Below are 20,979 nucleotides of genomic sequence, written 5' to 3'. Positions count from 1 at the left end.
CCATGACAATTAGCGCCGCCGTCCGCGGGCGCCTGTGCGAGACCGCACAAGGCGCGCCGGACGAGAAAGAGTGAAGAATCAGGAGGCCGAGATCGCGTCAGAAATGACTGTCCGGCTCCTCGCCCGCCTCTTCCTTCAGCTCGTGGCGCATCATCAGCGGGATTTGCGACAGAGCGTAGAGCAGCGTCAGCGGCAATATGCCGAAAACCTTGAAATTCACCCAGACGTCGGTCGGAAAGCCGCGCCGCACGAATTCGTTGAGCGCGGCGAGGAAGAAGAAGAAGAGCGCCCAGCGCCAGGTGAGCTTGCGCCAGCCGGCGTCGTCCAGCCGAAAGGCGGATTCGAACACCGCCGGCAGCAGCAGCTTGCCGAACCAAAGCGCGCCGAGCAGCGCCGAGCCGAACAGAAGATAGAGGATCGTCACCTTCAGCTTGATGAAATTCTCATCCTGCAAGAAGAAGGTCAGCGAGCCAAAGACGAGCACGAAGACCGCCGTGACCATCGGCATGGTCGGCAAATGGCGTGTGATGGAATAGGAGACGGCGAGCGTCGCCACCACGGCGACCATCAGCGCCGCCGTCGCCTGGAAGATGCCGAACTTTTGATTGACGATGAAGAACAGGACCAACGGCCCCATCTCCAGCGCGAATTTCAGTCCCGGGTGAAGGCGCCTCTTGGCGGGCGCAGCGGTCGCGGTCGTTTCTTGGGTCATGATTGCTGCTCGCCCGCCTCGGCGTCGAGCCCGGCGATGGCGCGGGCGAAATCGCGCGCGGTGAAAGGCTCGAGATCCTCCGAGCCTTCGCCGACGCCAATGAAGTGAATGGGCAGGCCGTATTTCTCGGCGATCGCCACGAGAATGCCGCCGCGCGCCGTGCCGTCGAGCTTGGTCATCACGAGGCCGGTGACGCCGGCCGTCCGCTCGAAGGCGTCGACCTGGGCGATGGCGTTCTGGCCGACGGTCGCGTCCAGCACGAGCAGCACGGCGTGCGGCGCGTCGGGCTCGGCCTTTTTCATCACGCGGACGATCTTGGCGAGCTCGGCCATCAGCTCGGCGCGGTTCTGGAGGCGGCCGGCCGTGTCCATCAGCAGAATGTCGGAATCGCGCTCGCGCGCCGATTTGATGGCGTCGAAGGCGAGGCCGGCGGCGTCGGCGCCCTCCGGCGCGTAACATACGGGCGAGTTGAGCCTTTCGCCCCAAATGCGGAGCTGCTCCACGGCGGCGGCGCGGAAAGTGTCGCCGGCGGCGAGCATCACCTTCTTGCCCTCGCCGGTCCATTTGGCGGCGAGCTTGGCGATGGTCGTGGTCTTGCCCGAGCCATTGACGCCGACGACGAGCACGATGAACGGCTTCTTCGTCTGGTCCAGCTCGAAGGGGCGCGCGACGGGCTCGAGCACGCGCTCGACCTCCTCCGCCAGAATGGCGCGCACCTCGTCCGGGCCGATTGTCTTCTCATAGCGCGCGGCGCCGACCTTGCCGGAGATGCGCTGCGCTGCGGCGACGCCCAAATCCGCGCGGATCAGCACATCCTCGAGCTCCTCGAGGGTGAGCGCGTCGAGCTTGCGCTTGCTGAAGAGATCGGAAATGCCCTGGACGATGGCCTGCGAGGAGCGCGACAGCCCCCCGGTCAGCCGTTCCCACCAGGAACGCTTTTTCGGACGATCTGCGCCGGCTTCTTCGGCGGGCGTTCCTCCACGGCCGAACAGCCGCGCGAAGAGTCCCTTTTTTTCTTCGGCTTCGCTCATGGTACCTCGCGGTCGCGGCCGATTGCTACACCAGGGCGCGGCGAAGGGCCAGCGGCGCGTTTCGCCGCACTGGGGTTGAAGCGGCGGAAAAGCGGCTCGATATGTCACACGGGGGGCTGGCCTCGAACGACCCGGGGTCGTCGCAGTGACAGCCGGCGCAGCCTGGATCGATGTCTCGGAGAAGCGATCCGGCGGACAATTTTTCTTCGGAGACAGCGAGACCGCGGCGGCCATCGCTTCCGCCAATTGGGCGCGCTCGCCGCTCGGCCTGCCGCAGACTTGGCCGAAACGCCTGCGCGTCGCGCTGGAGATCTGCCTCAACAGCGCCTTTCCCATCGCCATCTTCTGGGGCCCCGAGCTCTGCCTTCTCTATAACGACGCCTATCACGGCCTGCTCGCCGACAAGCATCCGCGCGCGCTCGGCCGGCCGGCCCGCGAGGTGTGGCCGGAGATTTGGGACGTCATCGGCCCCATGCTGGAGGGCGCGCTCACCAATGGCGCGCCGACGCGCTCGGAAGATCTGCAACTGCACATGATCCGCAACGGCCGCCGGGACGAGGGCTATTTCACCTTTTCCTACAGCCCGATTCCCGATGACGACGGCGGCATAGGCGGCGTCTTCTGCCCGGTGGTGGAAACGACCGACCGCGTCATCGGCGAGCGGCGGCTGCGCACATTGCGCGACCTCGCCGCGCTGAGCCGGGCCGAGGACGAGGGCGAGGCCTGCCGCCTCGCCGCCAGCGTGCTCGCCGTCAATGGCTATGACCTGCCCTTCTCCGCCATCTATCGCTTCGACCATGAGCGCGGCGAGGCGGAGCTGATGGCGGCGACCGGCGTGCGTCCGGGCGGCCACATCGCGCCATTGCGCATCCCGCTCGGCGACCCCGACCCGATTCGCGGCGACATATGGGGCCTCGCCGAGGTCGCGCGGCTGACGCCGGGACGCGTCGCCATTCGCACAATCGACGCGCGCTTCGGCGAGCCGCCCTGCGGCCCCTGGCCCGCGGCGGCGGACGAAGCCGTGCTCTTTCCCATCGTCCTGCTCGGCCAGGACCGCGCCGTCGCGGCGCTGATCGCCGCCATCAATCCATTCAAGCGGCTGGACGCCGCCTATGCCTATTTTCTCGATCGCGTCGCCGCGAAAATCGCCTCCGCCATGACCGACGCCCGCGCCTATGCGGCCGAGCGCGAGCGCGCCGAGGAAATCCGCGTGCGCGAGCTGGCGCTGCAGCGAACCGAGGCCGAGCTGCGCGAGGCGCAGAGGCTCGGCCGCATCGGCAGCTGGCGCTGGAGCGGCCGCCATGACGATCGCGGCGGCGCCTCGCCCTATATCGCACGCATCTTCGGGCTCGACCCCGACGCGCCGCCGCCGAGCTTCGCCGAGCAGAAAGGCCTGCTCTACGCCCCCGCCGATTGGGAGCGGCTCGACGCCGCGACGCGCGAGACCTTGCGCACCGGCGAAGGCTTCGAGCTCGATCTGCCCGCGCATCGCGCCGACGGCGTCGCCATTCATGTCACCATTCGCGGCGAAGCGGTGCGCGACGAGCGCGGCGCCATCGTCGGATTGCGCAGCACGATTCAGGACATCACCGAGCGCAAGCACGCGCAGGAGCGCGTCGAGCTGCTGCTGCGCGAGGTGACGCATCGCGCCAAAAATCTTCTGACCGTGGTGCGCGCCGTGGCGCGGCAGACGGCGCGGCGCGACTCGCCGCTCGCTTTCTCGCAGCGCTTCGATCAGCGCATAGCCGCGCTCGGCGCGAGCCATGATCTCTTGGTGCAGAATGAATGGCGCGGCGTCGAGCTGCATGCGCTGACGCGCTCGCAGCTCGCCCATTTCCGCGATCTGTTCGGCTCGCGCATCTGCGTGGAGGGGCCGGCGACGGTGGTGAAGCCGGCGGCGAGTCAGGCCATAGGCATGGCGCTGCACGAGCTCGCCACCAACGCCGGCAAATATGGCGCGCTCTCCAATGACACGGGCGTCGTGCATATCGCCTTCGGCGTCGTCGGCGAGGGCGATGCGCCGCATTTCGAGATGGAGTGGCGCGAGAGCGGCGGCCCGACCGTGGTCGCGCCCAAGCGCCACGGCTTCGGCCATATGGTGATTCTGCAGATGGCCAAACATGCGCTCGGCGGACAGGTGACGCTCGATTATGCGCCGAGCGGCGTCGTCTGGAAGGTGAGCGCGCCGCTCGACAATGTCATCGAGCCCGCGCAAGGAGAGGATTAGATGAAGGGTAACGAGCCGATCCGCATTCTCGTCGTCGAGGACGAGCCGGCCATCGCCGCCGATCTCTGCTTCGTCGTCGAGGAGGTCGGATATGAGATCGGAGGCACGGCGAGCTCGGTGGACGAAGCCTTGAAGCTGCTCGAGGATGCGGACATTGACGGCGTAATCCTCGACGCCAATCTGCGCGGCGCCAGCAGCGCCAGCATTGCCGACGCGCTGAAGGCGCGCAATCTGCCCTTCTTCGTGCTGTCGGGCTATCTGCAGCGGCAATTGCCGGAGCCGCTCTGCGAGGCGCCCTTCCTCGCCAAGCCCTATGACCAGGACGAGCTGACCTCGCGCATACGCGCTCTCGGGCGCTAGAGCGGCGCCCCTCCACGCGAGACCGAGGCGCCCGAAGCCGAGCGCCTCGCGCCAATCGTCAGCGATGATGATGATGATGATGGTGGTGGTGGTGATGGTGATGCTTATGGTGGCGCGGATGGGCCGAGGCGGCGAGCGGAGCCATGGCCACGGCGAAACCCAGAGCCAGCGCGGCGATCAACTTCTTCGTCATAATCGATCTCCTCTATGAGGGGCGTCCTGGGAGGGGGTCCGCGGGACGGCCCGAAACAATGCCGCGGCCAAGATGAATAAATGCCAAACGAACCGCCGCGGCGCCCAACATAGCGGCGCCGAGCCCGAAACCAAAGCTTGTCGCAGCGCTGGCCGCCGTCCCAAAATACGCGGGCCGATCCCCTATCGCGCGCAATTGGGAGCTTCTATGACGAGCGGAGCCCCAATGCCGCGCCCCAAGGATTTATCGATGCCGATCTGGAAGCCCGACCTCGATCGCCAGAAGAACGCCATTCTCACCCGCTTCGCGCAATCCATCGAGGCGACCAGGCCCTTCGCCGAGAGCTTTGATTATGACGGGCTCTATCGCTGGAGCCTGACCCATTCGCCCGAGTTCTGGTCGGCGATCTGGGACTTCTGCGGCGTCATCGGCGAGAAGGGCGAACGCGTCCTCATCGACGCGGATAAAATGCCCGGCGCGCGCTGGTTCCCCGACGCGCGGCTGAATTTCACGGAAAATCTGCTGCGCCCGCGCCCGGCCGAGACCGAGGCCATCGTCTTCTGGGGCGAGGACAAGGTGGAGCGGCGGCTCGCCTTCGGCGAGATCGAGCAACAAGCCGGCGCGCTCGCCGCCTTCTTCCGCGCTCAGGGCGTCGAGCCCGGCGACCGCATCGCCGCCTATATCCACAATGGCCCGGAGGCGATCATCGGCATGCTGGCGGCCGCCTCGCTCGGCGCCGTCTGGTCCTCCTGCGCGCCGGAATTCGGCGTGCAGAGCGTGCTCGATCGCTTCGGCCAGATCGCGCCGCGCATTCTCATCGCGGTGGACGGCTATTTCTACAAGGGCAAGACGCTCGACCGCGCCGATAATATTCGCGAGATCGCCAGCAAGCTGCCGACCGTGCAGAAGATACTCGTCGTTCCCTATACGAGCGCGTCGCCTTCGCTCGACGGCCTCGCCGATGCGCTGCTGCTGCCGCAGGCGATCGCCGCGCATGAGGGCGCGGCGCCGCGCTATGAGCGTCTGCCCTTCGACCATCCGCTCTACATCATGTTCTCCTCCGGCACGACGGGCGCGCCCAAATGCATCGTGCATGGCGCCGGCGGCACGCTGCTGCAGCATTTGAAGGAGCATCGCCTGCAAAGCGACATCAAGCCCGGCGACCGCTTCTTCTATGCGACCTCCACCGGCTGGATGATGTGGAACTGGCTGGCGAGCGGCCTCGCCAGCGAGGCGACGCTGCTCCTCTATGACGGATTCTTCAACGCCGGCAAGGATGGCGCGATATTGCTCGACTTCGCCGCCAAGGAGAAGGCGAGTTTCTTCGGCACCTCCGCCGGCTATCTGAAGCAGATCGAGAAGCAAGGGCTGAAGCCGCGCGAGAGCCATGATCTCTCCGCCGTGCGCAGCATCGCCTCCACCGGCTCGCCGCTGCTGCCGGACAGCTTCGATTATGTCTATCGCGATTTCAAAGCGGATGTGCAACTCGCCTCGATCAGCGGCGGCACCGACATCGTCTCCTGCTTCGTCGGCGGCAATCCCTGGAGCCCTGTCTATCGCGGCGAGATTCAATGCGCCGGCCTCGGCATGGCGGTCGAGGTGTGGGAAGCGGAGAGAAAGCGCATCATCGGCCATGAGGGCGAGCTCGTCTGCACGCAGCCCTTTCCGTCGATGCCGATCTATTTCTGGAACGACGCCGACGGCGAGAAATATCGCAAGGCGTATTTTTCCGACTATCCGGGCATTTGGCGCCATGGCGATTTCGCCACGCAGACCGAGCACAAGGGTTTCCTCATCCATGGCCGCTCGGACGCGACGCTCAATCCGCAGGGCGTGCGCATCGGCACGGCGGATATCTACAATATCGTCGAGCGCCTGCCGGAGATTCTCGAATCGCTCGCCATCGACCAAGAGTGGGAAGGCACGACGCGCATCGTGCTATTCGTGAAGACGCGCGAAGGCTCTGGGCTCGACGATGCGCTCGCCGCGCGCATAAAGCGCGAATTGTTCGAGAAGGCCTCGCCGCGCCATGTGCCTTCGGTCATCATCGCGGCGCCCGATCTTCCGCATACGCGCTCCGGCAAGCTCGTCGAGCTCGCGGTGAAGGAGGTCGTGCATGGGCGGCCGGTGAAGAATGTCGGCGCGCTCTCCAATCCCGAAGCGCTCGAGTTTTTCGCGAATTTGCCGCAGCTCGCGGACAAGGGTCGATAGGACGATGATGCAGACATTGGGACGCATCGTCATTCTGGTGAACGACTATGACGAGGCCGCGAATTTCTATCGGGACAAGCTCGGCCTCGACACGCTCTTCGACGCTGGCGAAGGCGCCCGGCGCTTCCTGCATCTCGGTTTCGGTCAGGGCGGCGTCTGGCTGCTGCTCGCCGATAGCGCCGAGGCGCGCACGCGAGTCGGAAACCAGACCGGCGGTCAACCCGTCGGAGTGGTCTACACCGACGACATTCATGGCGATTTCGCACGCCTTGCCGGCAAGGGCGTGAAGGTCGCGGAAACTGTCCAGAGCGACGCAGGATCGTTCCATTTTCGTTTCCACGACCTCTACGGCAATCAATGGGTGCTCGTGCAATTGGACGCCTCGGCGCGTTGATCGCCGGCGCGCGAGCGACGGATCGTCACGAAAGCGCGCTATCTATTCGCCTCATTGTCTGACCATGTTCGATAGGGAGCCGCGAAGATGAAGATCGACGAGGTGCGCAAGACGGCCTTTGCGATGCCGCTGACCAATCCCGCCTATCCGCGCGGACCCTATCGTTTCTATAATCGCGAATTCATCGTCATCGCCTATCGCACCGACATCGACGCGCTCCGCGCCGTGGTTCCAGAGCCGCTCGAGGTGGACGAGCCCATCGTCAAATATGAGTTCATCCGCATGCCGGATTCGACCGGCTTCGGCGACTATACCGAGAGCGGACAAGTGATCCCGGTGCGCTTCAACGGGCAGAAGGGCGCTTATGTCCACGCCATGTATCTCGACGATGACGCGCCCATCGCCGGCGGCCGCGAGCTGTGGGGCTTTCCCAAAAAGCTCGCCTCGCCCAAGATCGAGCATGACGGCGACGTCATTCTCTGCACGCTGAAATACGGCCCCGCCCTCTGCGTCGAGGCTTCGGTCGGCTATAAGCATCGCATATTGGAGACGGCGCCGATCGCCGAGGCGATTCAGCAGCCGAATTTTCTTTTGAAGATCATTCCTCATGTCGACGGCTCGCCGCGCGTGCTGGAGCTGGTGCGCTATCATATGACCGATGTCGTGGTGAAAGGCGCCTGGGCCTCGCCGGCGGCGCTCGCGCTGCATCCGCATGTCGCCTGCGACGTCGCCCGCCTGCCCGTGCGGGAGATTATTTCGGCGACGCATTTCACCGCCGATCTCACGCTCGCGCTGGGCGAGGTCGTGTTCGATTATCTCGATCAGAAATAGCCGCGCTCAGGCGTCTTCGCGCGCGGACGCGCGCGCCAAAAGAATTTTATAGGCGATATCGAAATAGCCGGGGAGCGGGCAGCGTGCGACGCTCTCGCCGCGCAAGAGAATGGCGGGAATCCAGGCGGCGCCGAGCCCGGCCTCGACCTGCGCCAGCAGCGCTTCCGCCGACGCGCTCTCGCAGATCGGCGGATCGCGCATTCGAATTCCATGCGCGGCGAGCATGGCGGCGATGCGCGCGCCATAATGCGTGCCCGGCGCATAGACCATGAGGCGTCCAATAAGAGCGTCGCCCTCCAGCGCCACGGCCTTCTCGCCGCCGCGGCGCTGCGCGAGGATCAGCCGATCCTCGCCGATAGTCTCGAGCGCGAGCCCGGCGAGATGATCGGCGTCGCCGAAATCGGGGATCATGGCGAGATCGCCATGGCCGCGCTTGACCGCCTCCACGCAGCCGGAGACGGAGGCGACGACGACGGAGTAATTGCGCAATTCATTTTTTATCAACCACGGCGACAGAAAGGTCGCCGCCAGAGTGTTGGTCGCATAGATGCGCAGCGCCTTCTCCAAATGGCTGGACACGGAGAGCACGGCGCGGCGCGCGTCGTAGATTTCGTCGCGCAGGCGATGCGCGCGCGCCAAAAACTCCTCACCCGCGGGCGTCAGCGTCACCGGGCGGCGCTCGCGATCGAACAGCGGCGCGCCGAGCCATTCCTCCAGCCGCTGCATGCGGCGGCTATAGGCGGATTGCGTCGTGCCGCGCGCCTGCGCCGCGCGCGTGAAATTGCGCGTCTGGCAGAGCGCCAGGAAATCGTCGATCCACTGCAACTCCATGATGCGAGAAATGCATCATGGAATCGAAATTGACAATTGGACCGCCCCGCAGCTCCGCGCCATATGCGTCAGTGTGACGAGAACGGGGCGATTATTATGCAAGCTCTGCTGACGATATTGGAGAAGGACGATGGCGCAGGCTTCGCGCTGCTGCCGCGCAGCGTGCGGCTGCTGGCCGCGCCGCAGGAGGCGCGCGCCTTCTGCGAGTTCGAGGTGGTGAGCGGAAACGCGGCCTATCGCGAGGGCGAGCGCTTCTATCTGACACAGGCGAAAGCGCGGCGCGCCTATCCTTCGGCTGCGCTATTGGAACAAGGCTACGACGCCGCCCCCGCGACAATCGATCGCTCGCGATAGCGCCCGGCGCAACTGGACATACGCCGCTCATATTACAATTATCATTGTCGATGAGACAAATTCACCGCCTCGGCCGCGCTCCATGACGAGCTTTCGCTTCTCGCTGCAAGCCCAATTGGCGCTGTTCATCGGCGCTTTTCTGGCGATCGTTCTGGGATTGGCGCTGCTTTCCGCGCAGAGCTTGCGCGTCGTCGACGCCAAGACAGACGCGCTCGCGTCGAAATGGATCGACGGAACGCGCATTCTCAGCGAATTGGCCGACCGGATTTCGGAGTTCAGAATCCAGGAGACCTATCGCGGGCTGGCGGAGACGGAAGAAGAACGCATCACCGCGGAGCGGCAGGCGGCCGAGCATCGCATCGTGGTCGAAGAGCTTCAACGCGACTATTTCGCGCTGTTCGGCGCGGAACCGCGTCCCGACCTCTCCAAGTTCAGCGCGGCGCTCGCCGCCTATCTCGCCGCCCATGACGCCTGGATCGCAAAGGAGCCGGATGTCGCCGCGATCCGAGCCACGCGCGGCGTCACTGCTCTGCACCAGCTCTATAGGGTAGCCGACGAAGCCGCCGACGCCGCGATCGACGAGCTCAGATGGTCCGCGCATGCGGAGGCGGAGACGGCCGCGCGCGTGACCGAAGGCGCTCTGAAGGTCACAATGCTCGCCTCGGCGCTCGCCCTCGCTTTGGCCGCATGGCTGCTGTTTCGCGTCAAGGAGCGGATCACGCGCCCGCTCGCGGCGATCACCGCCGCGCTCACCGAGTTGGCGGAGGGGAAGAGCTATGTCGCGGTCCCCGAGATCGGCCGCGACGATGAGATCGGCGTCATGGCGAAATCGCTCGACGTGTTCCGCGCCAATGCGCAGGCGCTGGAGCGCGCGCATGAGGCGACGCGCGCGGCGCAGGAGCATGCGCAAATTCTCGCGCGTCAGGATTCGCTCACCGGCCTGCCCAATCGACGCATGCTGGTCGCCGATCTGCACGCCGCGATCGAGCGCGTCGAGGATGGCGCCACGGCCTGCGCGCTGCTCTTCGTCGATCTCGATCGTTTCAAGCCGATCAATGATCTCGAGGGCCATCGCTTCGGCGACGCCGTGCTCTGCGAGATCGCGCGGCGTCTGCGCCAGGCCTCGCGCAAGAGCGACGTCGTCGCGCGTCTGGGCGGCGACGAATTCGCGATTCTGATGGAGATGACTCCGGCGACGCATATGGATCAGGCGATGCGCGTCGCCGGCCGCGCGCTCTCCGCCATAGCGGAGCCGATCGAGATCGGCGAGCGGCGCGTGGAGCTCAGCGCCAGCATCGGCGTCTCGCTGTGTCCAGAGAATGGTCTCGACGTCAGCACGCTGCTGCGCGCCGCGGATATTGCGATGTATCACGCCAAGCGCGACGGGCGCGGCCGGTTCCGCTTCTTCGAGCAGAGCATGGACGAGGATCTGCGCCGGCGCGCCGAGCTCGAATCCGCCTTGAAGAAAGCCGTCGCCGCCGGCGACATCCGCCCTTACTATCAGCCGCTCGTCGATCTGCGCGACAACAATGTCTATGGCTTCGAGGTGCTGTCGCGCTGGACGCACGACAAGCTCGGATCGATCCCGCCGGACGTCTTCATTCCGCTCGCCGAGCAGATCGGCGTCATCGCCGAGCTCACCTGGTCGGTGGTGCGGCGCGCCTGCCGCGAGGCGCTGCAATGGGGCGCGCAGGTGCGACTATCCGTCAATGTCTCGCCGATGCAGCTGAAAGACCCGCTGCTCGCCTCACGCCTGCTGTCGACGCTGGAGGAGGAGAAGTTTCCGCCCTCGCGTCTCGACGTCGAGATCACCGAGAGCGCGCTCATCGACGATGTCGACACTGCGCGCGCGACGCTCGCCGCGCTGCAGGCGGAAGGCGTGCGCATCTCTCTCGACGATTTCGGCGCGGGCTATTCGAGCCTCTATCATCTGCGCGCCTTTCATTTCGACAAGGTGAAGATCGATCGCTCCTTCGTGCTGGCCATGCAGCACGATGAAGAGGCGGGCAGAATCGTCGACGCCATATTGAGCCTGCTGAAGCATCTCGGCGTGACGACGGTCGCCGAGGGCGTCGAGACCGTGGAGGTGCTGCGACGCCTCGCCGAGAATGGCTGCGAGATCGGCCAGGGCTTTTATTTCGGCAAGGCGATGACCATGGGCGACGCCTCCAAGCTGCTACGCCGCCGACGCGCCGATCGCCGCGTGGCCTGAGCCCACGCGGCCTTTTCCCATCAAGGAATGACGCCGGTCGCCATGCGGCCGAGATCGCCGACCGCGCCAGTGACCGTATCGACCGCGCGCTCCATGAAGCCGGGCTGCTCTCTCGGCGGGGCGGGCGGCGGCGGTGCGGCGGCCGGCGCTTCCGCCATGGGAGCGGGCGCAGCCGGCGCGGGGATGGGAGCGGCCGCGGCAGGAGCCGCCCCGGGTTTGGTCTCGGGCTTCGGCTTGAGGGGCTTCGCCTGTGCGGTGGGCTTGACCGGAGCAGCAACGGGCGGCTTGGCCTGAGCTGCGGGCTTGGCGGGCTGCGCCGCCGGCTTGGCGACGTGCGGCTTGGCGACCGGCGGCGGCGCGGCGACCACGGGCTCCGGCGCCGGAGGCTCGGCGACCACGGGCTCGACGGCGACCGGCGCGGCCGGCGGCGGCGCCTTGGGCGTCGGAATGACGCGAATCGGCGCAGCATTCGGAGTGGTGAGCGGGACGGCGTCGGCGGCGGGTGGGCTCAGCGCCCCCTCCGGCAGAGCCGATGGCGCGCGCGCCGGCGTGGGCGCGGCGGCTGCCGGCTCATCGACGGCGGCGGCGGGCGCCTCCGTCTCGGGCGCGGCCTCCGCGGCGGCGGGGACCGGCTCGGCGGCGCTGGTCCCCTCGGCGGCGTCCGTGGCGGCGGGCTCGGCAGGATCGATGGAGTCGCGCTGGGTCGCCGACGAGACGACCGGCTCGTCCTCCACATCTCCGGGCATGAAGACCATCGCAATGGCGCCTGCGCCGACCACGAGAATAACGATGGCGGCGGCGATCAGCCATCCGCGCCCACGCCGACGGACCTCGCCGCGCGCGCTCTTAGAATCCTCCGCCTTCGGCCTGCGCCGCGCGCGCATCTGCCGATCGACCTCGCTCGGCGCCCGCACGGCCTCCGGCGAAGCGGCGGCGGCCGGCGGCGGATCGGCGGGATGATCCAGCCGAAGATGCGCCGCATCCTCCTCCACCGGCTGCGGGCCGGTGTGACGCAACAGCTCCTTGAATTGCTCGAACTCGGCGATGAGCTTCTCGTCGGCGGGCGCGTTCATCTTCCAATCCTCCGATTGCGTCGGCGCGCCGGTCCAAAGCCCAGGGCGCTCACGCCATCATTCGCGATTTTCGCCGATCGCGGCCCTCGCGAATATTCGCGAAGGCCGCGATCGGCGTGAAATTTCCACTGCGGCCTTCGCCGCGCTCCACCAGGAATAGAGAGAAATGTGGCCGATCTTTGCCACGACCCGCCGATTGCCGCGGCGCCCGCGGGCGGCACGGAGCGGTTCTCTGCAAAAAAGACCGGCGAGCAATGGCCCGCTCAGACGAGCTGCTCCTTCAATTGCGCCGTTCCCGTGACGCCAATGGCGTCATAATGCTCGTCGAGAAACGCCTTGCCCGCCTCGCGGCCGATATCGAACAGCGAGCGCAGGAAATCATAATCGGCGTCGAGCTTGGTGTCGGCGCCGAAGCGCTTCATCGCCGCGCCGCCCTCGACCAGATGCAGCAGCACCTTCTTATAATGCGTGCCCTTCAGCCGTCCGGCGTCGATGAGACGGGCCACGAAGTCGATGGCGCGAAACTCGTGCAGGAGCGAGGCGTTGAAGGTGATCTCGTTCAGCCGGTCCATGATCTCTTGCGAGGTGCGCGGAATCTCGTCGCGCTCGACCGGATTGATCTGCACCAGAATAATGTCGCGGCAATCGGTCTCCGTGTAGAGCGGAAACAGCGCCGGATTGCCCATATAGCCGCCGTCCCAATAGGCCTCGCCCTCCACCTCCACCGCCTGGAACAGAGTGGGCAGGCAGGCGGAGGCCATCAGCATGTCTATGGTGAGCTCCGGCCGCCGAAAGATTCGCACCTTGCCGGTGCGCACATTGGTGGCCGAGATGAACAGCTTCAGATCGTCGGTGGCGCGCAACGCCGCAAAATCGACGAGCCCCTCGATGAGATCGCGCAGCGGGTTGATGTCGAGCGGATTGAACTCATAGGGCGAGAAATAATTGGCGGCGTTGTGGGCGATCGTCTTGCGCAGCTTCAACGGATCCCAGAAGCCGAACACCATGTCGCAGAGCTCGCGCTGCGCCTTGCTGAGCTCGCCGCCGAGGCTGACCGTCCGCCAGAACTCCTGGAGCTGCGCGCGGGCGCGCGCTGGGCCGCCCTCGCGCAATCCATCGGCATAGACGACGGCGTTCATCGCGCCGGCGCTGGCGCCGCTGATGCCGATGACGTCCAGCCGCGCATCCTCGAGAAAAGCGTCGAGCACGCCCCAGGTGAAGGCGCCATGCGCGCCTCCGCCCTGCAAGGCCAGAGTGACCTTCTTCTTCTCCGTCATCCCGCAGTCCAGCCGCCGTCTATGGAGATATTGGAGCCGGTGATCTGCGCCGCGGCGTCCGAGCACAGGAACAGGACCAGCGCCGCGATCTGATCGACGGTCACGAATTCCTTGGTCGGCTGCGCCTGCAGCAGCACATCGTTGATAACCTGCTCGCGGGTGAGGTTGCGGGCCTTCATCGTGTCGGGAATCTGCTTCTCGACCAGAGGCGTCCACACATAGCCGGGCGAGATGCAATTGGCGGTGACGCCGTAAGTGGCGAGCTCCAGCGCCACCACCTTGTTGAGCCCGGCTATGCCGTGCTTGGCGGCGACATAGGCGGCCTTGAAGGGCGAGGCGACCAGCGAATGGGCCGAGGCGGTGTTGACGATGCGGCCCCAGCGCCGCTTCTTCATGCCCGGCGTCGCCGCGCGGATCGTGTGGAAGGCCGAGGAGAGATCGATCGCGATGATCTGATTCCATTTCTCGATCGGAAAATCCTCGATCGGCGAGACGAATTGGATCCCGGCGTTATTGACGAGAATGTCGACCGAGCCGAGCTTCGCCTCGGCATTGTGGATCATGGCCTCGATTTCTTCCGGCTTGGTCATGTCGGCGCCGTCATAGATGGCGGTGACGCCGAATTCCTTCTCTATCGCGGCGCGCTCCTTCTCGATCTCGGCCGCGTCGCCGAAACCGTTGAGGACGACATTGGCCCCCTCCTTGGCGAGGGCGCGGACGACGGCGAGGCCGATGCCGCTGGTGGAGCCGGTGACGACGGCGTTGCGTTTGGCGAGAGACATTCGCGCTCCTCTGCTGCTGGAGGATGAGCGCTGGCGGCTCATCCTGTCGAATGGCAATCTAGCGTATCTCGACCGCGTGAAAATAACGACGTGATCACCCGTGTCGCTCGGTCCCGCGGTGAAGGAGCCTAGTCGTTCATCATGACAAAACCCAGCATATGCGCCGACACGAATAGCGCGAGCATCGACACGGAAACACGAATGTCGACATCGAATTTCCGATAGAGCGACACGGCGACGATCGCGACGGGCAAGATCGCATAGCCGACGCCACATGCCAAATATGTCGGCATACTCGCGTAGCACACTCCCCATTCGACAAGACGCCGATCTGCGATCAATCGCTCGACCTCATGATGGCGATAAACCTCGCCGATCATGGATAAGAGGAGATATACGGCCATCAGCATGAATATTGTGGCGGACACATATTTATTCATGAAATTGGCCTTTCGAGGAATCCCGCTCGGCGGGCGCACCTATCGTTACTGGCTCGCCCAGAGGATGCGGGCGATCCAGCTCACCTCCTCCTTGGGCAGGACGCGGTCGGGATAGGCGGGGTTGAAGGATTTCAGCTCCACCGTGCGGGCGGTCTGGCGCTTCAGCTCCTTGGCGAGCACCTCGCCGGAGGTGGTCTTCACGACCACACGGTCGCCGCGGCGCACGGGCGCGGCCGGCGAGACGATGACGATATCGCCGTCGCGATAGAGCGGGGCCATGGAGTCGCCGGAAATCTCGAGCGCGTAGGAGTGCTCGTCGGCGTCGGCGAAGACGTCGATCTCGTCCCAGCCCGTGCCGGTGGCGAAGCCGGCGTCGTCGAAATAGCCGCCGACGCCCGCCTGGGCGAGGCCGATCAGCGGCCGGGCGCTGCGCGGCGGCCGCTGCCCCTTGGCCATGACCAGAGACATGAACTCGTCCAGACTCGCGCCGGTCGCCTGCAGAACCTTGGCGATCGATTCGGTCGAGGGCCAGCGCAGCCGCCCATCGGCGGTCTGCCGCTTGGAGCGGTTGAAAGTCGTCGGGTCCAGCCCGGCCTTGCGGGCGAGGCCGGAGGCGGTGAGGCCGTAGCGCTCGCCGAGCGCGTCCAGCGCCGCCCAGATTTGCGCATGCGTCAGGATCTCAGCCATTGGCGGACCTCATTCCTATAGCTAGGAATAGAACAGTCGCCTCCGCTCCGCAATTCGAGATTTGCCCAGCAGCCAAATCGCCGGCACAGCGCGCCGCGGACTTTTTTTGGCCGGAAACCCTCGCATTTTCAGCAAATTCCAAGAGCAGCCCGGTGAGGCTCCATTGACCATGTCGCGAGGCCCGCCTATCTTGGAGCGATCGTGACCCAGCAGAGCGACAAATCTCGGCAGTATGGACAGACGGCGGCGACGCTGCTCGTCGCCTATCTGCTCGTGCTGCAGGGACTGGCCGCGGGCCTCGTCATCGGCGCTCGCGCCGGACAGAGCGCCCTCGGCAGCGCGATCTGCGTCACCGCCAAAGCGGTGGACGAGCGATCGCAGGGTCCGCGCGCACCCGCGCACGGACTGGACGCCTGCTGCGTCCAGCATTGCACGGGGCTCGACGGCGGCGTCATCGGCGGCTTCGCCGAGCTCGAGCCGCCGCACGCGCCCGAGGCGGGAATTCTCCTGCCTCTGCGCGAATCCAGCGGCCATAAACGTCTCGCCCAACTTCCTGTCGGAGCGCGCGCTCCGCCCGTCCTCGCCGTCTGACCGCAGCCACGAGGCTGCGCCGCTGGCGCGCCTTTCCGCTCTCGCCCCCGGCGGAGTGAAGGCGCATCCATCAGAAGACAAAAGCGAATTCGCGATCGATTCTGCATGCGCCACGATGCGCGGGGATCGACTCGAAAATCGCTCGAGAGGCCGAGTCGAGACAATGGATTATGATGTTGCTCCCCGTGAAGGACGGCGCGCCGCGCGAACTGCGGCCGCGCCCGCTCAGGACCAGTCCAATCCGCCGGCGCGCCGGCGGATCGAGGTGCTGGAGACTTATTTCGGCGCCGACGGCCGCCCCGTTAAGCGCAAGAGCATAGGCGCGGCGCGTGTCGCCCGACACTATGACGAGCGCGGCAATAAGGTCGAGGAAGCCTATTTCAACGCCGACGGCAAGCCGACCCTGCGCAAGGGCCTCGGCGTCGCCAAGATCGCTTGGCGCTATGACGAGAGAGGCCGCCAGATCGACGCCTCCTTCTTCGACGCCGCCGGCGAGCCGGTCCAAAAGGGCGCCGCAGCCCGCGACCGGGCGCTCGCCGACGCCTGAGCGGTCGACGCCGACAGAACTCCAAGACGCGGGGCGGCCGAAAGGCCGCCCTCGGCGTTTCAGGGATATTGATTTTATTTCAGCTCTTTGGCGCGGCTGCGCAGGGCGCGGGGGACGATGATTGGCGCGCAGGCGAGAATCGCCAGAAGATCGGGCTTGCGGATTTTTCCGTCGAAATCTTCCGCATAAAAGGCCTCACCCTGCGGCAGATTCGACGCGAAGCGCGCGCTGACGCCGACAGAGGCGGCGAAATCGTCCCATTTGAACGGAACATCGACATAGCCGCTGTCGAAATAGCCGAAAGGGAGATCATAGGCGCAGCGCAGGATAGCGGCGTGCAGAGCGCCGCAGAGCACGAAGCGCGCGCTCACGATCTGGTCGATCGCCAGCCGAATGGCGTCCAGGCTCGCGGCGATATTCGGCCGCACGACGAGATCGACGCCGGTTTCCTCGATCAGTTGCCGATCCGTTTTCGGCTCGAGAAAATGCGGCACGCAGATCGCCTTGTCGGCGAGGCTCGGATCGATGCGCGGCGCATAGAGCAAGGGCAGCAGCAATGCGGGATCGCCGAGCGTCGTCTCCGCCGGCAGGCCCAACGCATCGCGCGTGAGTGGTCCGCGCGCGCCCAGAAAGACGCAATGACGCTGCAATTCCTCGTTCAGCGGATGCGGGTCGCGCTTGCCGCAGCACCAAAAGGCGATCTTCGGCGCGCGATCGGCGCGAGAATGGGTGAGATCGATCTCGATCTGATGATCGGAAATGACGCTGCCGATCAAGCGAACGACGTCGAAGTCGCGCTTGTAGCGTCCGGCGCGTCGGTCGCGCATGTTGCGCTTGGTCAGCGCACGATACAGCATCTCGGACAGCGCATCGCCGAAATTCAGCTCGCGCATCCCCTTCCGCCAATAGCCGACCCTCTGGTCGCTGTAGAGGCGCGCCTTCTGCATCCGTCGGGAACGCGCGTCAGCCGTTCACGATCGCGATGGCGAAGCCGTCCCAGCCCTTGGACCCGACCGTCTGAATCGCGGTCGCGGTGACGCGAGGCTCGGCGGCGATCGCCTCGAACAGCGCTCTCGCGCCGGCGGCGTTGGCGTCCGTCCCGGCGAGCACAGAGCCCTCCCGCACGACATTGTCGACGATGATGAGGCTCCCCGGCCGCGCGAGCGCCAGCGCCCAGGCGAAGTAATTGGCGTTATTGGGCTTGTCGGCGTCGATGAAGGCGAGGTCGAAGGGACCGGCTGCCTCCGCCGCGAGCTTGGGCAGCGTGTCCAGCGCCGCGCCGACGCGAATCTCGACGCGGCTCGCGAGACCCGCCTTCGCCAGATTGGCGGCGGCGACATCGGCGTGCTTCTGCTCGAGTTCCAAAGTCACCAGCCGGCCGCCCTCGGGCAGAGCGCGCGCCAGCCATATGGTGCTATAGCCGCCGAGCGCGCCCACCTCGAGAATGCGCTTCGCCCCTATGGAGCGCGCCAGCAGATGCAGCAGCTTGCCCTGCGGCGGCGAGACGTCGATCGCCGGCAGGCCGGCGGCGGCGTTGGCGGAGAGGGCCGCATCGAGAGCGGCGTCGGCGCCAATGAGACGATCGGCGATATAGGCGTCGACTTCACCCCAAGCCTGCGATGACATTCGCCCCTCCTCCGCGCGCGACCAAAGGACGAGGCTCGGCGATCAGACGCCGAGCTTCTTCTGCAGATTGGTCGAGGACGTCGTGTATTGGAACAGCAGCTTCTTGTCCGGGAAGATGTAGCGATGCGCCTTCTGCGCGGCCAGAGCCGCCTCGTGGAAGCCGCAGAGAATGAGCTTCAGCTTGCCCGGATAGGTGTTGATGTCGCCGATGGCGAAAATGCCGGGGTGATTGGTCTCGAACTTCTCCGTGTCCACGGGAACGAGATTCTCGTGCAGGTTGAGACCCCAATCCGCCACCGGGCCGAGCTTCATCGTCAGGCCGAAGAAGGGCATCATGCGATGCGCGGACACCACAGTGTCGACATTGTCATTGCCGCGGATCGTCACCGAGGAGAGCTCGCCGTCGGCGCCCTCGATGGCCGTGACCTGGCCGAGACGGAAATCCACCTTCTTGGCGGCGATCAGCTCCTGCAGCGCATTGACCGAATGCGGCGCGGCGCGGAACTGGTCGCGGCGATGGACGAGCGTCAGGCTCTTGGCGATGGGCTGCAGATTGAGCGTCCAATCCAGCGCCGAATCGCCGCCGCCGACGATGACGACGTCGCGGTCGCGGAAATCCTCCATGCGGCGCACCGCATAGAAGACGGATTTGTTCTCATAAGCGTCGATGCCGGCGATCGGCGGCTTTTTCGGCTGGAAGGAGCCGCCGCCCGCCGCGACGAAAACCACCTTGGCCTTGAACTTCGTGCCCGCGTCGGTCGTCACCTCGAAGGAGGGCTGCTCGGGCGTGCCCGTGGGCGTCAGCGTCTCGACCATCTCGTTGAAATGGAAGGTCGGATTGAAAGGCTTGATCTGCTCCAGCAGATTGTCGGTGAGGCCCTGGCCGGTGACGAGCGGATGGCCGGGAATGTCGTAGATCGGCTTCTCTGGATAGAGTTCCGAGCATTGGCCGCCGGCGCGCGGCAGAATATCGATGACATGAGCCCGAATATCGAGAAGGCCCAATTCGAAAACCGCGAACAGACCGGCCGGGCCGGCCCCGACGATCAGCGCGTCGGTCTCGATTGTCTCACTCATTGTCCATCCTTCGCCGCGTTCTAAAAAACGAAATTTCGCGAGGGCGGGGCGACTCGGCGTCGGACCGAAATGCGCCGAGCGCGCTTCGATCGACCATGGCCGCCGCCATCGAAACGGGCCGGCCAACCCGGCCGAAACCCGATCCCTTCACGGCCATGGTCTATAGCATCCGCGCCGTCATGCAAATGTCTTCGGGAGGTCGAAACGAACACGAAAAAAAACGCCGCGCGGGGCGGCGTTCTCGTCCGTCGAATTCGGCGGCTTCGGAGCCCTCACCCCTGCTGGGAAGGCGTCGTCACCACGAGGCCGTCGAGCTCCGGCCGCACGGTGATCTGGCAGCTGAGGCGCGAATTGGGCTTCACGTCGAAGGCGAAGTCCAGCATGTCCTCTTCCATCTGCGACGGCTTGCCGGCTTTCTCGACCCAGGCCTCGTCCACATAGACATGGCAGGTGGCGCAGGCGCAGGCGCCGCCGCATTCGGCCGGAATCTCGGGAATGTCGTTGCGGCGCGCCGTCTCCATGACCGTGGAGCCCGTCTCGCCTTCGACCGTGCGGGCCTGACCATGCGAATCGACGAAAGTGATCTTCGCCTTGGTCGGAGCGCCGCCGCCGGGCTCGGCGCCATAGCGGTTCGCTTGGTCGTAGAGGCTGGTCTTCACCATGGTGCTCTGTCTCTTCCGTTGACGTGTCGGCGCGCCTGCCGCTGGCGCAAATTCGGCGGGCCGCCGAAGTCCCTCGCCCGAAGCTTCGGCCCGACGCTCGTCCTATCGCGCGATCAGTTATCATCGGTAGGGCGGACGCGCTAGTCTTTCCTCGAGCCCGCGACGGCCTCATGTCGCGGGCGCCGGCTCAGACTTGCGCCGCCGTCCAACGCACGATCTGGCCGACGGTCGCGGTCAGCGCCTCGTCCAGCGCCTGCGTCGCCGCAGCGCCGGTGGAATGGGGCGCCGGCGCGCGGCTCGAGAAGACGCGTCCCTGCCCCATCGGCGCGCCGCGCGAATCGAGCATTCTGGCGGCGATCTCGACCACCGCCTCGGAGGTCGTCACATCGATCTCGAAACGTCGAATCTCGGTCGAGAGCACATGGTCCGCGATCATTCCGGCGCGCACGACGGAGCCGGCGCGGCGGCCGATGTCGAAGCCCGCGATGAGCCGCGCCTGCACGAGCCGCGGCAGCCGGTCCACCCATTGCGCCTCGGCGAGATTGGCGACCTCGTTCGGCCCAGTGCGCACGACGATGCGATCGGAGTCGATGGGCTGCACCGCCTGCGGCTCGGCGACGGCGAGCGTGCCGCGCAAGGGCCGCGCCAGCGTGCGCCCCACATCGCCGGGGCCGCCGAGATCGAAGCTCTCGCGCTGCGGCGCGCCGCCGCAAGCCGCGAGCGCCAGAGCGGCGAGCAGAATGAGGGAGAGCGACGCTCTCGACGGCGTCATGGATCCATCCTTCCCGCTGATCGCGCGCGACGCCGCGTCGCTTTCCACAGTGATTCCAAGCTTACTCGAACGTCGCAGGCCATCAAAGA

23 protein-coding genes are annotated in these 20,979 nt (G+C 65.9%); 9 read left to right on the top strand and 14 right to left on the bottom strand.

The window, feature by feature from the left end; all coding sequences use genetic code 11:
* Positions 1-97 precede the first annotated feature (97 nt).
* Both GYH34_RS07585 and ftsY read right to left on the bottom strand, forming a co-directional pair.
* Positions 98-712: a septation protein A gene (locus tag GYH34_RS07585; RefSeq protein WP_161913049.1), complete on the bottom strand. Its 615-nt coding sequence runs from the start codon at positions 710-712 to the stop codon at positions 98-100.
* A complete protein-coding gene (gene ftsY, locus GYH34_RS07580) occupies positions 709-1,977 on the bottom strand; it encodes a signal recognition particle-docking protein FtsY (protein WP_244635308.1) in 1,269 nt (422 codons plus the stop codon). The genes GYH34_RS07585 and ftsY overlap by 4 nt, the downstream gene beginning before the upstream one ends.
* Here ftsY and GYH34_RS07575 point away from each other — a divergent pair.
* On the top strand, positions 1,889-3,970 hold the full coding sequence (locus tag GYH34_RS07575; RefSeq protein WP_161913047.1) for an HWE histidine kinase domain-containing protein: 2,082 nt from the start codon (positions 1,889-1,891) through the stop codon (positions 3,968-3,970). The genes ftsY and GYH34_RS07575 overlap by 89 nt on opposite strands.
* Positions 3,971-4,330 (top strand): response regulator, encoded by a 360-nt coding sequence (locus GYH34_RS07570; protein ID WP_161913046.1) that lies wholly within the window; start codon positions 3,971-3,973, stop codon positions 4,328-4,330.
* Between the two features lie 58 nt (positions 4,331-4,388).
* Here GYH34_RS07570 and GYH34_RS22170 read toward each other — a convergent pair whose 3' ends face one another.
* Complete coding sequence (locus tag GYH34_RS22170; protein ID WP_256367042.1) at positions 4,389-4,523, bottom strand: hypothetical protein; 135 nt, start codon at positions 4,521-4,523, stop codon at positions 4,389-4,391.
* A 249-nt stretch (positions 4,524-4,772) separates the two neighbouring features.
* Here GYH34_RS22170 and GYH34_RS07565 point away from each other — a divergent pair, with 249 nt between their 5' ends.
* The 3 genes from GYH34_RS07565 to GYH34_RS07555 all read left to right on the top strand — a co-directional run bounded on the left by GYH34_RS07565 (position 4,773) and on the right by GYH34_RS07555 (position 7,959).
* Positions 4,773-6,734 carry an acetoacetate--CoA ligase gene (locus tag GYH34_RS07565; protein WP_244635307.1) on the top strand — a complete coding sequence of 654 codons (1,962 nt, stop codon included), beginning with the start codon at positions 4,773-4,775 and terminating at the stop codon, positions 6,732-6,734.
* A gap of 4 nt (positions 6,735-6,738) precedes the next feature.
* Positions 6,739-7,128, top strand: a complete 390-nt coding sequence (locus tag GYH34_RS07560) for a VOC family protein (protein ID WP_197745452.1) — start codon at positions 6,739-6,741, stop codon at positions 7,126-7,128.
* Between the two features lie 87 nt (positions 7,129-7,215).
* Complete coding sequence (locus tag GYH34_RS07555; protein ID WP_161913044.1) at positions 7,216-7,959, top strand: acetoacetate decarboxylase; 744 nt, start codon at positions 7,216-7,218, stop codon at positions 7,957-7,959.
* Between the two features lie 6 nt (positions 7,960-7,965).
* Here GYH34_RS07555 and GYH34_RS07550 read toward each other — a convergent pair whose 3' ends face one another.
* Positions 7,966-8,790: a LysR family transcriptional regulator gene (locus tag GYH34_RS07550; protein ID WP_161913043.1), complete on the bottom strand. Its 825-nt coding sequence runs from the start codon at positions 8,788-8,790 to the stop codon at positions 7,966-7,968.
* A 96-nt stretch (positions 8,791-8,886) separates the two neighbouring features.
* Between GYH34_RS07550 and GYH34_RS07545 the strand changes: the two genes are divergently transcribed.
* Positions 8,887-9,144 carry a hypothetical protein gene (locus GYH34_RS07545; RefSeq protein ID WP_161913042.1) on the top strand — a complete coding sequence of 86 codons (258 nt, stop codon included), beginning with the start codon at positions 8,887-8,889 and terminating at the stop codon, positions 9,142-9,144.
* A gap of 82 nt (positions 9,145-9,226) precedes the next feature.
* Positions 9,227-11,356: an EAL domain-containing protein gene (locus GYH34_RS07540; RefSeq protein WP_161913041.1), complete on the top strand. Its 2,130-nt coding sequence runs from the start codon at positions 9,227-9,229 to the stop codon at positions 11,354-11,356.
* Between the two features lie 20 nt (positions 11,357-11,376).
* On the opposite strand, the gene GYH34_RS07535 is transcribed toward GYH34_RS07540, so the two are convergent.
* From GYH34_RS07535 to GYH34_RS07515, 5 genes are all read right to left on the bottom strand, one after another.
* Complete coding sequence (locus GYH34_RS07535) at positions 11,377-12,429, bottom strand: hypothetical protein (RefSeq protein WP_161913040.1); 1,053 nt, start codon at positions 12,427-12,429, stop codon at positions 11,377-11,379.
* Positions 12,430-12,692: 263 nt separating this feature from the next.
* On the bottom strand, positions 12,693-13,706 hold the full coding sequence (locus GYH34_RS07530) for a patatin-like phospholipase family protein (protein ID WP_161913039.1): 1,014 nt from the start codon (positions 13,704-13,706) through the stop codon (positions 12,693-12,695).
* A complete protein-coding gene (locus tag GYH34_RS07525; RefSeq protein WP_161913038.1) occupies positions 13,703-14,488 on the bottom strand; it encodes a 3-hydroxybutyrate dehydrogenase in 786 nt (261 codons plus the stop codon). The genes GYH34_RS07530 and GYH34_RS07525 overlap by 4 nt, the downstream gene beginning before the upstream one ends.
* 128 nt (positions 14,489-14,616) lie before the next feature.
* Complete coding sequence (locus GYH34_RS07520) at positions 14,617-14,928, bottom strand: hypothetical protein (RefSeq protein WP_161913037.1); 312 nt, start codon at positions 14,926-14,928, stop codon at positions 14,617-14,619.
* Between the two features lie 45 nt (positions 14,929-14,973).
* Positions 14,974-15,615, bottom strand: a complete 642-nt coding sequence (locus GYH34_RS07515; RefSeq protein ID WP_161913036.1) for a helix-turn-helix transcriptional regulator — start codon at positions 15,613-15,615, stop codon at positions 14,974-14,976.
* Positions 15,616-15,816: 201 nt separating this feature from the next.
* On the opposite strand from GYH34_RS07515, the gene GYH34_RS07510 reads away from it, so the two are divergent.
* Together GYH34_RS07510 and GYH34_RS07505 are read left to right on the top strand one after the other, a co-directional pair.
* A complete protein-coding gene (locus GYH34_RS07510) occupies positions 15,817-16,206 on the top strand; it encodes a hypothetical protein (protein WP_161913035.1) in 390 nt (129 codons plus the stop codon).
* 163 nt (positions 16,207-16,369) lie between these two features.
* Entirely contained in the window at positions 16,370-16,753 is a 384-nt protein-coding gene (locus tag GYH34_RS07505) for a hypothetical protein (protein WP_161913034.1), read from the top strand.
* Between the two features lie 74 nt (positions 16,754-16,827).
* On the opposite strand, the gene GYH34_RS07500 is transcribed toward GYH34_RS07505, so the two are convergent.
* The 5 genes from GYH34_RS07500 to GYH34_RS07480 form a co-directional block, all read right to left on the bottom strand.
* Complete coding sequence (locus GYH34_RS07500) at positions 16,828-17,700, bottom strand: hypothetical protein (RefSeq protein WP_161913033.1); 873 nt, start codon at positions 17,698-17,700, stop codon at positions 16,828-16,830.
* A 16-nt stretch (positions 17,701-17,716) separates the two neighbouring features.
* Positions 17,717-18,379 carry an O-methyltransferase gene (locus tag GYH34_RS07495; RefSeq protein WP_161913032.1) on the bottom strand — a complete coding sequence of 221 codons (663 nt, stop codon included), beginning with the start codon at positions 18,377-18,379 and terminating at the stop codon, positions 17,717-17,719.
* 42 nt (positions 18,380-18,421) lie between these two features.
* The gene (locus GYH34_RS07490) at positions 18,422-19,456 is read right to left on the bottom strand and encodes an NAD(P)/FAD-dependent oxidoreductase (RefSeq protein ID WP_161913031.1); all 1,035 of its coding nucleotides are present in this window, start codon (positions 19,454-19,456) and stop codon (positions 18,422-18,424) included.
* A 272-nt stretch (positions 19,457-19,728) separates the two neighbouring features.
* Positions 19,729-20,118: a 2Fe-2S iron-sulfur cluster-binding protein gene (locus GYH34_RS07485; RefSeq protein ID WP_024879018.1), complete on the bottom strand. Its 390-nt coding sequence runs from the start codon at positions 20,116-20,118 to the stop codon at positions 19,729-19,731.
* A gap of 187 nt (positions 20,119-20,305) precedes the next feature.
* The gene (locus tag GYH34_RS07480; RefSeq protein WP_161913030.1) at positions 20,306-20,890 is read right to left on the bottom strand and encodes an ABC-type transport auxiliary lipoprotein family protein; all 585 of its coding nucleotides are present in this window, start codon (positions 20,888-20,890) and stop codon (positions 20,306-20,308) included.
* Positions 20,891-20,979: the final 89 nt, after the last annotated feature.

This window comes from Methylosinus sp. C49 (genome assembly GCF_009936375.1).
GTDB lineage: Bacteria > Pseudomonadota > Alphaproteobacteria > Rhizobiales > Beijerinckiaceae > Methylosinus.
The sequence above is the reverse complement of the archived record's forward strand: the minus strand, read 5'-3'. Positions and strand labels throughout refer to the sequence as shown.

What these genes read in the sequence shown, in the direction of transcription:
- GYH34_RS07515 (WP_161913036.1), bottom strand. Translation starts at nt 15,615, where the DNA reads ATGGCTGAGATCCTGACGCATGCGCAAATCTGGGCGGCGCTGGACGCG.
- GYH34_RS07540 (WP_161913041.1), top strand. Translation starts at nt 9,227, where the DNA reads ATGACGAGCTTTCGCTTCTCGCTGCAAGCCCAATTGGCGCTGTTCATC.
- GYH34_RS07530 (WP_161913039.1), bottom strand. Translation starts at nt 13,706, where the DNA reads ATGACGGAGAAGAAGAAGGTCACTCTGGCCTTGCAGGGCGGAGGCGCG.
- GYH34_RS07565 (WP_244635307.1), top strand. Translation starts at nt 4,773, where the DNA reads ATGCCGATCTGGAAGCCCGACCTCGATCGCCAGAAGAACGCCATTCTC.
- GYH34_RS07490 (WP_161913031.1), bottom strand. Translation starts at nt 19,456, where the DNA reads ATGAGTGAGACAATCGAGACCGACGCGCTGATCGTCGGGGCCGGCCCG.
- ftsY (WP_244635308.1), bottom strand. Translation starts at nt 1,977, where the DNA reads ATGGCCGCCGCGGTCTCGCTGTCTCCGAAGAAAAATTGTCCGCCGGAT.
- GYH34_RS07570 (WP_161913046.1), top strand. Translation starts at nt 3,971, where the DNA reads ATGAAGGGTAACGAGCCGATCCGCATTCTCGTCGTCGAGGACGAGCCG.
- GYH34_RS07480 (WP_161913030.1), bottom strand. Translation starts at nt 20,890, where the DNA reads ATGACGCCGTCGAGAGCGTCGCTCTCCCTCATTCTGCTCGCCGCTCTG.
- GYH34_RS07585 (WP_161913049.1), bottom strand. Translation starts at nt 712, where the DNA reads ATGACCCAAGAAACGACCGCGACCGCTGCGCCCGCCAAGAGGCGCCTT.
- GYH34_RS07505 (WP_161913034.1), top strand. Translation starts at nt 16,370, where the DNA reads ATGGATTATGATGTTGCTCCCCGTGAAGGACGGCGCGCCGCGCGAACT.
- GYH34_RS07560 (WP_197745452.1), top strand. Translation starts at nt 6,739, where the DNA reads ATGATGCAGACATTGGGACGCATCGTCATTCTGGTGAACGACTATGAC.
- GYH34_RS22170 (WP_256367042.1), bottom strand. Translation starts at nt 4,523, where the DNA reads ATGACGAAGAAGTTGATCGCCGCGCTGGCTCTGGGTTTCGCCGTGGCC.
- GYH34_RS07520 (WP_161913037.1), bottom strand. Translation starts at nt 14,928, where the DNA reads ATGAATAAATATGTGTCCGCCACAATATTCATGCTGATGGCCGTATAT.
- GYH34_RS07495 (WP_161913032.1), bottom strand. Translation starts at nt 18,379, where the DNA reads ATGTCATCGCAGGCTTGGGGTGAAGTCGACGCCTATATCGCCGATCGT.
- GYH34_RS07500 (WP_161913033.1), bottom strand. Translation starts at nt 17,700, where the DNA reads ATGCAGAAGGCGCGCCTCTACAGCGACCAGAGGGTCGGCTATTGGCGG.
- GYH34_RS07525 (WP_161913038.1), bottom strand. Translation starts at nt 14,488, where the DNA reads ATGTCTCTCGCCAAACGCAACGCCGTCGTCACCGGCTCCACCAGCGGC.
- GYH34_RS07555 (WP_161913044.1), top strand. Translation starts at nt 7,216, where the DNA reads ATGAAGATCGACGAGGTGCGCAAGACGGCCTTTGCGATGCCGCTGACC.
- GYH34_RS07545 (WP_161913042.1), top strand. Translation starts at nt 8,887, where the DNA reads ATGCAAGCTCTGCTGACGATATTGGAGAAGGACGATGGCGCAGGCTTC.
- GYH34_RS07485 (WP_024879018.1), bottom strand. Translation starts at nt 20,118, where the DNA reads ATGGTGAAGACCAGCCTCTACGACCAAGCGAACCGCTATGGCGCCGAG.
- GYH34_RS07550 (WP_161913043.1), bottom strand. Translation starts at nt 8,790, where the DNA reads ATGGAGTTGCAGTGGATCGACGATTTCCTGGCGCTCTGCCAGACGCGC.
- GYH34_RS07535 (WP_161913040.1), bottom strand. Translation starts at nt 12,429, where the DNA reads ATGAACGCGCCCGCCGACGAGAAGCTCATCGCCGAGTTCGAGCAATTC.